This is a genomic window from Rhodanobacter sp. FW102-FHT14D06, from assembly GCF_043950705.1.
Taxonomy (GTDB): Bacteria; Pseudomonadota; Gammaproteobacteria; order Xanthomonadales; family Rhodanobacteraceae; genus Rhodanobacter.
In genome coordinates this window covers 635,959-649,028 of the sequence record NZ_CP170722.1, presented here as the reverse complement: position 1 = coordinate 649,028, position 13,070 = coordinate 635,959, and the positions used below count along the sequence as shown (strand labels likewise).

Genomic DNA, 13,070 nt, shown 5'->3' with positions numbered 1-13,070 from the left:
GATTTCTCCGGTGACCAACACGCATTCCCTGCTGCTCGCGCTGGCCTGTCTGGCGATGACCGGTTGTCTCCCCGAGGCCCCCTCGACCGGCCTCGCGCAGGCGCCCGCGGCGACCGCTTCCGTTGCGGCGCGGACGCCGATCGTGGCGAGCGGTCCGGCACCGCAGCCTGCCGCGCCGGTGTCGGCGCCGACCAAGCCATTCGCATTTGCTGCCGATGCCGCGTCGGCCACTGCGGGCTGCGCGTTCACCGGCCTGCAGTTGCCGCCGTCGACCAGGGTCTACGCCGCCGGTGCCTACGGCGGCAGTCGGCAGGATTTCCAGATCGACCAGAGTGGGCACGAGGCCACCGCCATGCGAGTGGCGGTCAACCAGCCGGATGCGCCGGTGGTACTGATGCTGGGTGCCTACGAACCCACCGTGTGGAGCGTCGGCTGGACGCCGGGCACGCGCATTCTGGCGGTGCTGGTGAGCGGCTATCACCGGCAGGAGATCACCGGCCTGCCCGCCGACGTGCCGGTGCGGACAAGTACGTACGACAACAGGAGCGGCTGCGAATATTTCTACGTGGCGCCAAAAAATGCCGGCAAGCTCAACCCGATCGCACGCCGCATGTTTGGCCGTCCGGTCGACATGCTGTATCCCGCCCAGGGCGGCGAGGTGGTGGTCGGATCACCGCTGCCGGCAGGCAGCGCGCTGGTCACCGATGGAAGCGCCAGGCCGGCCTCCGCGTTCCGCTTGCCGAACAGCTCGCTGGCCGGGCCGGCGGGGCTGGAGCAGGGCGTGCGCGACGGTTTTCTGCGCGAAGCGGACGCTTCCGACGGTGCGGCGTGGATCGCTGCCCGGCGCGCCCGGCAGCACGCTCCGGTCGATGCCCCGCCGATTGCCGGCGGCGCCCCGGCACCGCGCATGCCCTCGATGTTCCGCGCCTACGTGGTGCTGAAGGCGTACACCTTGCCGGCCGGATTGTACGGCGCGAATTCGGCCACCTTCTTCGTGCCCAAGGGCGTACCGCGGCCCACCGGCAAACTCGGTCACTCGACCCTGTATGACTTCAACACGGTCAGTTGCGTCGGGGTTGGCTGCGGTATGGAGTGAGCTTCGCGACGCAGGCCGTGCGGCAAACGCCGACACCCACGGCGCACGAACGCAGCTTGATCTTTCCGGCATCCGCGCGCGCTGCGGGCCTACACCGACGGCGCCCGACCCCGCCGTCCCCATTTGCTAGCATTCGGCCAATGCATTCCGCCGCCCTCGACATCCTGCGCAACATCTTCGGCTACCCCAGTTTCCGGGGCCAGCAACAAGCCATCGTCGAGCACCTGGGCGAGGGCGGCGACGCGCTGGTGCTGATGCCGACCGGCGGCGGCAAGTCGCTGTGCTACCAGATTCCCGCGCTGCTGCGGCAGGGCACGGCGATCGTGGTGTCGCCGCTGATCGCGCTGATGCAGGACCAGGTCGACGCCTTGCGCGAGGCGGACGTGGCGGCGGCGTATCTCAACTCCAGCCTGGCCGCGGACGCGCAGCGCGAGGTGGAGAAGCAACTGCTGGCCGGCCAACTGAACCTGCTCTACGTGGCGCCGGAGCGGCTGCTGACGGCGCGCTTCCTCGACCTGCTCGAACGCACCGAGGTGGCGTTGTTCGCCATCGACGAGGCGCACTGCGTGTCGCAGTGGGGCCACGATTTCCGCCCCGAATATCGCGAGCTGGCGATCCTGCCGCAGCGCTTTCCCGCCGTGCCGCGCATCGCGCTCACCGCCACCGCCGACCCGCGCACGCGCGAGGAGATCGTCGAGCGGCTGGCGCTTCAGGACGCCCGTCAGTTCATCTCCAGCTTCGATCGCCCGAACATCGGCTATCGCGTGGGCTTGCGCCACAACGCGAAGCGCCAGCTGGGGGAATTCCTGCTCGGGCACGAGGGCGAGTCCGGCATCGTCTACTGCCTCAGTCGGCGCAAGGTGGACGACACCGCGCAATGGCTGGCCGAATCGGGCATCGAGGCGCTGCCGTATCACGCCGGCCTCGACGCGGCCACGCGCTCGAAGAATCAGCAGCGCTTCCTGCGCGAGGACGGCGTGGTGATGGTGGCCACGGTGGCGTTCGGCATGGGCATCGACAAGCCCGACGTGCGCTTCGTGGCGCACCTGGACCTGCCGCGCAGCATCGAGGGCTACTACCAGGAAACCGGCCGCGCCGGCCGCGATGGCTTGCCGGCCGAGGCGTGGATGATCTACGGCCTGTCCGACGTGGTGACGATGAGCCAGATGATCGCGCAGTCCGAATCGGCCGACGACCGCAAGCGCGTCGAGCGGCAAAAGCTGGAATCGCTCCTCGCCTACGCCGAGGCCACCGACTGCCGCCGCCAGCTGCTGCTGGGCGCGTTCGGCGAAATCTATCCCGGCCCCTGCGGCCATTGCGACAACTGCGTGGCGCCGCCGAAGACCTGGGACGCCACCGTGGTGGCGCAGAAGGCCCTGTCGGCGGTGTACCGCACCGGCCAGCGCTTCGGCTCCGGCCACGTCATCGACGTGCTGCGCGGCGAGGAGACCGAGCGCGTGCTCGGTCTCGATCATCATCGTCTGAGCACCTTCGGCGTTGGCGCCGACATGGACGAGAAACAGTGGCGCTCGGTGTTCCGCCAGTTGCTCGCCGCCGGCCTGCTGGAGGCCGACGCCGAGGGCTACGGCACCTTGCGCCTGACCACCGCCAGCCGTGCCGTGCTCGGCGGCGAGCGGCTGGTGAAACTGCGCGAGGACGCCCGCCCCGAACGTGCCAGCCGGCGCAAGCGTGAAGCCAGGCGGGTGGCCAGCGGCAGCCTGGGCATCGAGGCCTACGAGCAATCCACCTGGGACGCGCTGCGTGCCCTGCGCACGCAACTGGCGAAGCAGCAGGGCGTGCCGCCCTACGTGGTGTTCCACGACGCCACCTTGCTGGCGATGCTGCGCGCGATGCCCGCCAACGAGGACGAACTGGCCACCATCAGCGGCGTCGGTGAGTCCAAGCTCAAACGCTATGGGCGCGATTTCCTCGCGGTGATCAATACTCCCCAGTGATTCGGCGCCTGGATGCGGGCGTGCGTCCGGTACGCGCGCCGACGGTCATCCCGGGTGGTTCCCAGGGTGAAACGGGCGGGTTATGCTGGACGTGTTTGACAGCGCTGTCATACTGCAACCACGGGACGACCGTAATCGTTTACCGGCCCGTGGGGCAAGGCGATGGCGGGCTGACGGCGCTGCATACGTATTCAACCGGACAGCACGATGCGTGCACCGCAGAATCGGGGGCACGGCGACCTGTCATGACCTGGGGAAGGCAATGAGTTCGACGAGCGCGACAGATGGGCTGGGCCAGCACGCCACGCTGCGGGTGATCCTGATCTCGGCTGCCGCCGCCCTGGGCGGCTTCCTGTTCGGTTTCGACACGGCGGTGATCAACGGCGCGGTCGACGCGATCCGCGCCCATTTCGGGCTGAATGCGGGCGAGATCGGCATCACCGTGTCCTGCGCGCTGCTCGGTTCGGCGTTGGGGGCGTGGTACGCCGGCATGCTGGCCAACCGCTTCGGCCGCGTGCGCACGATGCAGGTGGCCGCGGTGCTGCTGGTGGCTGCCGCCGCCGGTTCGGGCCTGGCGATGGCGGTGTGGGACCTGGTCCTGTGGCGGCTGGTCGGCGGCATCGGCGTGGGCGTGGCTTCGGTGATCGCGCCGACCTACATCGCCGAGGTGGCGCCGGCGCGGATTCGTGGGCGGCTCGGCTCGATGCAGCAATTGGCGATCGTGCTGGGCATCTTCGCCGCGCTGCTGAGCGATGCATGGCTGGCCGGTGCGGCCGGCGGTGCGGCGGAGGTGCTGTGGCTGGGCATGCCTGCGTGGCGCTGGATGTTCCTCGCCGCGGTCACCCCCGCGCTGATCTACGGCCTGCTGGTGCTGGGCGTGCCCGAGTCGCCGCGCCACCTGGTGGCCAAGGGCCGCCTGGCCGACGCGCGGGTGGTGCTGCAGAAGGTGCTGTCGATGCACAGCACCGCGGCGCTGGACAAGAAACTCGGCGACATCGAGGCCAGCCTGCGCTCGGAACACAAGCCGCGCCTGCGCGACCTGTGCAGCAAGGGCACGGCTTTGCTGCCGGTGGTCTGGATCGGCATCGCGTTGTCGGTGTTCCAGCAGTTCGTCGGCATCAACGTGATCTTCTACTACTCGGCCACCCTGTGGCACTCGGTGGGCTTCAGCGAGGCCGACTCGTTCACCATCACCGTGGTCACCTCGATCGTCAACGTGCTGGTCACGCTGGTGGCGATCGCGCTGGTCGACAAGATCGGGCGCAAGCCGCTGCTGGTGGTCGGCTCGGCCGGCATGGCGATCACCCTGGGCGTGATGGCGTGGTGCTTCTCGCAGGCGGTCGGCAGCGGCGCGGAACTGAGCCTGCCCGGCGCGGTCGGCATGGTGGCGCTGGTCGCGGCGAACGCCTACGTGGTGTTCTTCGGCGTGAGCTGGGGGCCGGTGGTGTGGGTGTTGCTCGGCGAAATGTTCCCCAACCGCATCCGTGCCACCGCGCTGGCAGTGGCCGCCTCCGCGCAGTGGCTGGCCAATTTCGCCATCACCAGCACTTTCCCGGCACTGGCCGAACTGGGCCTGACCTTTGCCTACGGCCTGTACGCGGCGTTCGCCGTGCTGTCGCTGGTGTTCGTGTTGCGCGCGGTGCGCGAGACCAAGGGCGTGGAACTGGAGGACATGCAGGCATGAGGATCATGGAGCACGGCTTCAGCGGCGGTACCGGCGCGCGGCCGCCGGCCAGCGCCTGCCTCGGCGTGGAAGCGCGCCGGGCGGTCTACGACGCGCGGCGCGCAAAGCAGCTACGATGCGGCAACGGCGATGGCCCGGCCACGGTTCATCGCGCGCGATTGAACGAGATGCTGACGGATCGGGTCGCGGATGAAGGGCAAGGCCACATCGATCGACATTGCACACCTGGCCGGAGTGTCCCAGGCCACGGTCTCGCGCGCCCTGTGCGGCAGCCCGCTGGTCAATGAGGAAACCCGGCGGCGCGTGCAGGCCGCCGCCGAGCAGCTCAACTACAAGCTCGACAAGAACGCCTCGAACCTGCGCCGGATGCATACCGGCACGCTGGCGCTGCTGTTCTTCGAGGACCCGACTGCCGACGAGTCGCACATCAACCCGTTCTTCCTGTCGATGCTCGGCTCGATCACCCGCGCCTGCGCCCTGCAGGGCCACGACCTGCTGATCTCGTTCCAGCAGCTGTCCGACGACTGGCACGCCGACTTCGCCGACAGCAAGAAGGCCGATGGGCTGATCCTGCTCGGCTACGGCGACTACCTCGCCTACCGCGACAAGCTGGAAAAGCTCGTCGCGCAGGGCACCCGCTTCGTGCGCTGGGGCGCGGTGCTGCCGGACCAGCCCGGGGTGTCGTTCGGCAGCGACAACGTCTACGGCGGGCGGCAGGTGGCCGAGCACCTGCTCGAACGCGGCTGCCGGCGCATCGCCTTCCTCGGCGACGCCTCCAGCCATTACCCGGAGTTCTTCGGCCGTTACAACGGCTACGTCGACGCACTCACCGCCGCCGGCGTCGAGGTCGACCCCGCGCTGCAGGAGAACGCCGAGAGCACCGAACACTCCGGCTACGAGGCCATGCGCCGGCTGATCCTGCAGGAAGCCGGCTTCGATGCCGTGTTCGCCGCCAGCGACCTCATCGCGATCGGCGCCATGCGCGCGCTCAGCGACCACGGGCTGCGCGTGCCGCAGGACGTCGCCCTGGCCGGCTTCGACGACATCGCCACCGCCAGCTTCGTCAACCCGCCGTTGACCACCGTGCTGCAGGACACCGGCCAGGCCGGCGCGGTCCTGGTCGACAGCCTGCTCGGCCTGATCCGCGGCGAATCGGTGGAAAGCGAGGTGCTGCCGGTGAAGCTGATGGTGCGCAAGTCCAGCTTGCGCTGAGCCATCGGCCGCTCACGGCCACTCGTTCGCATGCGCCCCCATCTCCCCGCGCTGCGGCCGCACCACGCAGAAGCGGTGACCGGTGGGGGCTTCCATCACCACCCAGGTGCGGATCGCTTCGACCTTCCTCGCGCCGAGGACTTCCAGCCGGTGCACTTCGGCCTCGATGTCGTCGCTCTCGATGTCCAGATGCACGCGGCTGGGGTGGGTGACTTTCTGCAGTTCGATGACGGGCTCGTCGTCATGGGTGACCAGGCCGACGTATTTCTCCTGCGCGGGATCGGCGCCTTCCTTGATGGGGCGGCCCAGTGCCTGCGACCAGAAGCGGGCGGCTTCGTCGAGGTCGTCGGCGTGGCAGTCGATCATGAGGCTGCACAGGCGGCTGCGGTGCATGGGGTTCTCCTTCGCGGGCGGCAGGGCGGTCAGCCTTGCGCGCCCGTTGCGCTGCGGTCAAGCGCGAGCCGGCGGTGCGCTTGCTACTGTGGGTGCCTCGATGGCGATTCCCGGAGGCGTGCATGCAAGACCTGGCCGAGCTGATTCGCGACGTGCCCGATTTCCCCCGAGCCGGGGTGATGTTTCGCGACGTCAGCCCGCTGCTGGCCAACGCCGACGGTTTCGCGCGCTGCATCGAGGCGCTGGCCGCACCGTGGCGGGACAGCGGCGTGCAGGTGGTGGGCGGCGTGGAGGCACGCGGTTTCATCTTCGGTGCGGCACTGGCGCTGCGGCTCGAGGCCGGCTTTGTGCCCCTGCGCAAGCCGGGCAAGTTGCCGCCGCCGGTGCAGGCGGTGGATTACCGGCTGGAGTACGGCGAGGATCGGCTGGAGATCCGCGATGGCTTGTTGCAGCCGGCGCAGCGCGTGCTGCTGGTGGACGACGTGCTGGCCACCGGCGGCACGCTGTGCGCGGCGGCGGAGTTGATCGAGCGGGCCGGCGCGACGCTGGTCGGCGCCGGCGTGGTGATCGAGCTTGACGCCCTGGCGGGACGCGCACGCTGGGCGGAACGTGGCCCGCTGCACAGTTTGCTGCGCTACTGAACCATCGTACGCGCCGTTTCGCCGCAGTTGGGCAAGGCGGCCCATGCGCCGTGCGAGAATGCCGCGTTGTCGCACGCGTCCTGCGGGCGATGCTGAACGTGCCGAGGCCGTCGGATGTTGAAGAAGCTGTTGTTGTTGGGTGGGCTGGCCTGGGCCGGCCAGGTGCTGGCCGCCACCGCGCCGGCGAACGCGCCGGTGGTCGGCCCCACGATCACGCCGGCGGCGGTGCAGATGGTGCAGCAGGCCATCGCCAAGCTGTCGTCGAAGGTGGTGGTCGACTCGATCCAGCCGGCACCGCTGCCGGGTTTCTACCAGGTGATCGCGTCGGGTCAGATGGTCTACATCAGCACCGACGGCAAGTACCTGATGCACGGCGACGTGGTCGACTTGAGTCGCCGCGAGAACCTCAGCGACGATGCCTGGGCGAAGTTCCGCGTGGCCGCGCTGGCCAAGGTGCCGGCGTCGCAGCGGCTGGTGTTCGCGCCGGCGCAGCCGAAGTACACGGTGACCGTGTTCACCGACGTCAACTGCGGCTTCTGCCGCGCGCTGCACGAGCACATCGCCGCGTTCAACAAGGCGGGCATCGCGGTGGAATACCTGGCCTGGCCGCGCGAGGGCGTGACCACCACCGCCGGAAACCTCACCCCGACCTACAAGGAAATGGTCTCGGTATGGTGCGCGAAGGACCCCAAGGCCGCGCTCACTGCCGCCACCAAGGGCCACGCGCCCCCGGCGGCGACCTGTACCAACCCGGTGAAGCAGCAATTCGACCTGGGCGTGAAGCTGGGCGTGAGCGGCACGCCCACGATCATCGGGCCGGACGGCAGCGTGCTGGGCGGCTACGTGACGCCGGAGCAACTGCTGCAGGCGCTGCAAGCGGGCGGTTGATCCCCCGCGGCGGCCTGGGGCAACGCTGAAACAGTCTCCCGCAGACGGCTTCCGATCCTTCAAATAGGCGGCAGTCGATAGCCGATGGTGTGCGGGGCCGTGGCGCCGGATCGAGTGATCGACCGGCGTTTGCGTGATTGTGCTTGAATCCGCACCCCTCGCGTCGTCAAAAGACAAGACCGTCGCGGAAATTCCCGCCCATCATGGCGGTGACAGAGGGGTCCGTTGGCTGTTCCCGGGGGCGCTCCACGACCACAGAGCGTGGCGTGGCGCGAGGAATGAGTGGATTTGATCCGCCCGCCCATTGTTGGCACGTGTCCGCGCCAACGGTTCGAGACGTAAAGAAAGCCGCCAATGAACCTCCACGTCCGGCGAGGTACCTGCCGGAGCGCGCAGCCGTACCCGGCCAGGCAAGCCTTGGCCGCAGGGGAAGCCCGGTGGTACCGGGCGGTCGTCTTTCGAAAATGACACGGGGAGGAAAATCCATGCTTAAGACCAAACTCGCGGCCGCCGTGCTGGTCGCGTTGAGCTTCGGGCCGTGCGCAGCGTTCGCACATGGGCGCGACGCGCATGATGCGACGGGACAGGCAGGCACGTCCGGCGTGCAGCAGGACAACATGCAGTCCGCCGATGACGGCAATCATCCAACGCCGGACAGCACCAAGGCCAAGAAGCTCGAAGCAGTCACGGTGACCGGTTCGCTGATCCCGCAGACCGAGATCGAGACCGCCACACCGATCACCACCATCACGGCCGCAGACATCAAGGCTCGTGGTTTCACCACGGTGGCGGAAGCCCTGCAGCAGTCCTCGTTCGCGACCGGCTCGGTGCAGGGTTCGCAGTTCTCGGCGGGTTTTACGCCGACGGCGCAGACCCTGAGCATGTTCGGCATGCCGGTAGGCTTCGTGAAGTACCTCATCGACGGGCGCCCGATGGGCAACTTCCCGGGCCTCTACAACGGCAGCGATGTCTTCAACAACCTCAGCGGCATCCCGACCGAGATGGTCGATCGCATCGAGATCCTGCCGGGCGGACAATCCTCGCTGTACGGCTCGGACGCGATCGCCGGCGTGGTCAACATCATCCTCAAGAAGCACCTGGATGGCGGGCCGGTCGTCGATGCGCGCTACGGCTGGCACAGCGACGGCGGCGGGGCTAGCCGTCGCATCAGCGTGGCGGACAACTTCAGCGCAGGCCGTTTCAACCTGCTGGTCGGCGGCCAGTTCGAGAGCACCCAGCCGATCTGGCGCCGCGATCGCGACCTGACCGCCCACTACTACACCCACGGCACCAGTCCCGCGGTGGCGTCACGCGACTACCTGGTACTGGGCTACTTCACCGGCTACCATTTTTTCGACCCCGACAACTGCAGCGGCCTGACCGACCAGTGGTACGGCAACGAGGGCAAGCGGCACCGCGCCGGCAAGGGCGATTACTGCGGCTCCTTCACCAGCCCCGGCTACGCGACGCTGACCACCGACAACAAGCAGGCGAACTTCTACACGCATGCGACGTTCGACGTGAACGACAACCTGCAGTTGTACGGCGACCTGCTCTACAACTACCAAGAGCAGAAATACACCAACGGCGCCGACTACACCTGGTGGGGTACCAACGTGGTGACCGCCGCTGCGGGTGGCGGCTACTTCTGGGATCCGCGTATCGGTGACTACATGCTGGTGCAGCGCAACTTCTCTCCGGAAGAAGTTGGCGGCTACAAGAACATCATGAGCAAGGACACCGAAAATTCCTACATGCTCACGCTCGGCGCCAAGGGCACGCTCGGCCAGTCCGCCTGGGACTACGAACTGTCCTTCATGCATTCGGACGACAAGCTGCAGAGTCGCGTATTCCAGCGCTTCACCAAGCCGATAGAGGATTACTTCGCCTCCCACGTGATGGGGCCGCAGATGGGTACCTACTACGGCTATCCCGTGTTCCAGCCGGACTACGAGGCGCTCTACCATCCCGTCTCCAATGCCGACTTCCGCGCCTTCACCGGCTACACCGAAGACAACGCGAAGACCTGGGACAACCTGCTGCGCGCCCAGCTGACCAACGGGTCGTTGTTCTCCCTCCCCGGCGGCGACGCAGGCATTGCCATGGTGCTCGAGGGTGGCAACGAAGGCTGGGACAGCACCCCGGACCCCCGGCTGCTGCAGGACATCGACTACAACGGCAACCAGGTTCCGTATGTCTGGGGTTGGAGCGCCACGCCGGGTGCCGGCCACCGCTCGCGCTACGCGGCCACCACCGAGCTTCGCCTGCCGGTGCTGAGCCAGCTCACGCTCGATGTTTCGGGTCGCTACGACAGCTACAAGGTGGCGTCCAGCCGCGTGAGCCACAAGACCTACAACTTCGGCATCGAATACCGGCCGTTCGAAACCCTGCTGCTGCGCGGCCGCTATGGCACCGCCTTCAAGGTGCCCACCCTGAGCGACGAATTCCAGGGCCTCAGCGGCTACTACAGCAGCGTCACCGACTATCTCAACTGTGGTCGCCTCGGCTTCTCCGGGGCAAACATCGACCAATGCCCGACGCCCTACGACAACGAGCAGTTCAACGGCCACACCTCCGGCAACCCGGCGCTGAAGCCGATCACCGCCAAGGTGTGGACCTACGGCTTCGTGTGGGCTCCCACTCCAAAGCTGTCCTTCAACGTCGACTATCTGCATTGGGACATCAGCAACGAGGTCGCCCAAGTCAGTGCGGACCAGCTGTCGAACACCCAGTACCTGTGTGATATCGGCACGCTGGACATGAACTCGACCACCTGCAGCATGGCATTCAGCCTGGTTACCCGCGGCCCGGGCCAGGGCAATCTGCTGGGCCACATCATTTCGATCGCCACGCCGAAACAGAACGTGGCGAACGAGAAGGTCAACGCACTCACCGCCGGCGTGAACTACGTGCAGGACATCGGCCGCTTCGGCCAGCTGGCACTGAACCTGTCCTACTCGGACATGTTCAAGCACACCTACCAGGACTACCCGACCGACGAGCCGGTGGATCTGCTGCGCCACCCCAACTGGAGCACGGATTTCAAGTCCAAGGCCAACGGCTCGATCACCTGGTCGAACGCGAAGTGGAGCACCACGCTGTACGCGAACCGGTTCGGAAGCACGCCGAACTACCTGGCCAGTTCGCTCGACAACTACACCTCCCCGGGCACCGGCCGGTTGGGACCGTGGACGCTGTACAACGCGAGCGTCACATTCAACCCGACCAAGGCGCTTGGCCTGTCCCTGATGGTGAACAACCTGTTTAACAAGATGCCGCCCAGGGACACCAGCTACAGCGGTCTCACCGCCGAGCCGTACAACATCTTCAACTACAACGTGTTCGGGCGCGCGATCTACGTCGAGGCGAGCTACAAGTTCGGCCGATAGCCGCACCCGGATGCAAAACGCGACGGCCCCGCCCTGGCGGGGCCGTTTTTTTTCGGGCAGCGGGGGGGCGCTAGACCTCGATGCCCGCGCCGACCAGCAACTCGCGCAGCGGCGCCAGCGCCTCGCCGTACTTCCGCCAGCGCTGCAGCGCGCTGCGATAGATCGGAGCACGCACCTGCACGGCACTGGCGGTGGCCACCGGCGACGGATTGGCCTCGAATCGCAGGCAGTCCTCGTGCCACGGCAGAGCGCAGAACTCGATGATGCGACGGGACATGCGCTCCTGGTCGTCCACCAGGGCCTCGTAATCCACCTCGAGCACCCGCCCGGGAAACACGCGCTGCCAGTGGCGCATCATCGCGTCGAAAAGGATGTAGTAGCGGCCCGTATCGAGCAGGTCGAAGGAGTAATCGAAATACGGCGAATTGGGCGCGAACAACTGCCGAAAATTGCTCAGGCAGGTGTCCATCGGGTTGCGGCGCAGGCACACGATCTTCGCGTTGGGCAATGCCTGGGCGATATAGCCCACGTAGAGAAAGTTGTGCGGCAGCTTGTCCACGAAGTGCGGCGTTCTGCCCGTGGCCGGCCGGGTGCTGTCCAGGTAGGTCTGCCCCAGCGTGCGGAAATCAACGTGACGGGTACCGGCGACGGTCTCGATATCCAGCAGCGAGCGGGTGTGGGTGCCGGACATGAACTTCAGCGCCATGCCGAAGTTCAGCATCTCGCCCGCCGAATGGACGTCCGGATGGCTGGATATGATGCGCTCGACCAGGGTGGTGCCGGTGCGGGGCATCCCCACGACGAAAATGGGCTCCTCGCTGGCGCACCCTCGGCTCGGCGGGGGCGGTTCCGGAAACCGTGCCTGCAGCGCGGAGAAAAGCTGTTCATCGCGCGCGATCCGGTAATCGCGGCCCTTGCCTGCGGCAGCCTTGCCCCTGGCCATGTGGTCGAGCGCCCTGGCGTACTCGCCCAGATCTTCCAGCTCCTTGGCCAGCGCCATGTTCAGGCACACCTGGGCCTGCGTTTGCCCGGCGTCGGGGCCAACCTCGCCCAGCACCGCTTCCAAGCGCGCCACGTGGTTGGCCATGGGGGTCTGGCGCCGCAGTTGGGCCAGCGTCAGATGCGCCCGCCAGTAGCGCGGTTCCAGTGCAAGGCAGGCTTCAATCTCGCGCTCGGCGCCATCGATGTCGCCGACGGCAACCATCGCGGTGGCCAGGTTGTAGTGGTAGACCGCGTGACCGGGCGCGCTGGATGCGGCCTGCCGGAATACCTCGACGGCCTGATCATGGGCTGCGATCTGCGTATAGACCACGCCCAGCGTATCCAGCGTCTGGGCGCGCCCGGGCGCGAGCGCGAGCGCGCGATCGGCTTCCTGCCGCGCGTCCCGCGTGCGGCGCGCCAAGACCAATGCCTTGGCGTGGTGTACCGCGAATTCGGCATTGTCAGGCGCCATCGTCGCGGCCCGGCCAAGGCTGTCGATGGCTTCGGGAAGCTGTTGCATCTCGAGGCTGGCGATGCCTGCGATGTAGTACAGCATCGGGTGCGGCGGCAAGTCGGCCTTCAGTGTCCTGGCCAGGGCCAGCGCTTGCGGCCATGCACGCTGATTGAACAGGGCGGTCAGGTGCTCGAGGGTGGGCTGGTCGGTCATGGCTGCGGCATGTCGAGGGACGGCGGCGGTTGCGTCAATTGCCCTGCAAGAATGCAACAAAAAGGAACGATAGCGGTGCCAGGAACAATCCGCATGGCGTGGGGGTTGCCGGGCAGCCGCGCCGCGGCGAAACGACTTGTCCGCGCCTCGACCCGAGACCGGAG

The 13,070-nt window shown here is 67.4% G+C and carries 9 protein-coding genes; 7 read left to right on the top strand and 2 right to left on the bottom strand.

What is annotated here, in order from left to right; all coding sequences use genetic code 11:
- Nucleotides 1-10: 10 nt before the first annotated feature.
- From ACFCQI_RS03285 to ACFCQI_RS03270, 4 genes are all read left to right on the top strand, one after another.
- Nucleotides 11-1,096 carry a hypothetical protein gene (locus ACFCQI_RS03285; protein WP_395119954.1) on the top strand — a complete coding sequence of 362 codons (1,086 nt, stop codon included), beginning with the start codon at nt 11-13 and terminating at the stop codon, nt 1,094-1,096.
- A gap of 140 nt (nt 1,097-1,236) precedes the next feature.
- The gene (recQ, locus tag ACFCQI_RS03280) at nt 1,237-3,051 is read left to right on the top strand and encodes a DNA helicase RecQ (protein ID WP_395119953.1); all 1,815 of its coding nucleotides are present in this window, start codon (nt 1,237-1,239) and stop codon (nt 3,049-3,051) included.
- Between the two features lie 262 nt (nt 3,052-3,313).
- Nucleotides 3,314-4,735, top strand: a complete 1,422-nt coding sequence (locus ACFCQI_RS03275; protein WP_395119951.1) for a sugar porter family MFS transporter — start codon at nt 3,314-3,316, stop codon at nt 4,733-4,735.
- A gap of 189 nt (nt 4,736-4,924) precedes the next feature.
- On the top strand, nt 4,925-5,947 hold the full coding sequence (locus tag ACFCQI_RS03270) for a LacI family DNA-binding transcriptional regulator (protein WP_395119950.1): 1,023 nt from the start codon (nt 4,925-4,927) through the stop codon (nt 5,945-5,947).
- A 12-nt stretch (nt 5,948-5,959) separates the two neighbouring features.
- Here ACFCQI_RS03270 and ACFCQI_RS03265 read toward each other — a convergent pair whose 3' ends face one another.
- Nucleotides 5,960-6,340 carry a VOC family protein gene (locus tag ACFCQI_RS03265; RefSeq protein WP_395119949.1) on the bottom strand — a complete coding sequence of 127 codons (381 nt, stop codon included), beginning with the start codon at nt 6,338-6,340 and terminating at the stop codon, nt 5,960-5,962.
- A 122-nt stretch (nt 6,341-6,462) separates the two neighbouring features.
- Between ACFCQI_RS03265 and ACFCQI_RS03260 the strand changes: the two genes are divergently transcribed.
- The 3 genes from ACFCQI_RS03260 to ACFCQI_RS03250 all read left to right on the top strand — a co-directional run bounded on the left by ACFCQI_RS03260 (nt 6,463) and on the right by ACFCQI_RS03250 (nt 11,258).
- Nucleotides 6,463-6,981 (top strand): adenine phosphoribosyltransferase, encoded by a 519-nt coding sequence (locus ACFCQI_RS03260; RefSeq protein ID WP_395119948.1) that lies wholly within the window; start codon nt 6,463-6,465, stop codon nt 6,979-6,981.
- A 114-nt stretch (nt 6,982-7,095) separates the two neighbouring features.
- Nucleotides 7,096-7,869, top strand: coding sequence for a thioredoxin fold domain-containing protein (locus ACFCQI_RS03255; protein ID WP_395119947.1), 774 nt, complete (start codon nt 7,096-7,098; stop codon nt 7,867-7,869).
- Nucleotides 7,870-8,354: 485 nt separating this feature from the next.
- Nucleotides 8,355-11,258 (top strand): TonB-dependent receptor domain-containing protein, encoded by a 2,904-nt coding sequence (locus ACFCQI_RS03250; RefSeq protein WP_395119946.1) that lies wholly within the window; start codon nt 8,355-8,357, stop codon nt 11,256-11,258.
- A gap of 70 nt (nt 11,259-11,328) precedes the next feature.
- On the opposite strand, the gene ACFCQI_RS03245 is transcribed toward ACFCQI_RS03250, so the two are convergent.
- Nucleotides 11,329-12,906, bottom strand: a complete 1,578-nt coding sequence (locus ACFCQI_RS03245) for a sulfotransferase (protein WP_395119945.1) — start codon at nt 12,904-12,906, stop codon at nt 11,329-11,331.
- Nucleotides 12,907-13,070 lie beyond the last annotated feature (164 nt).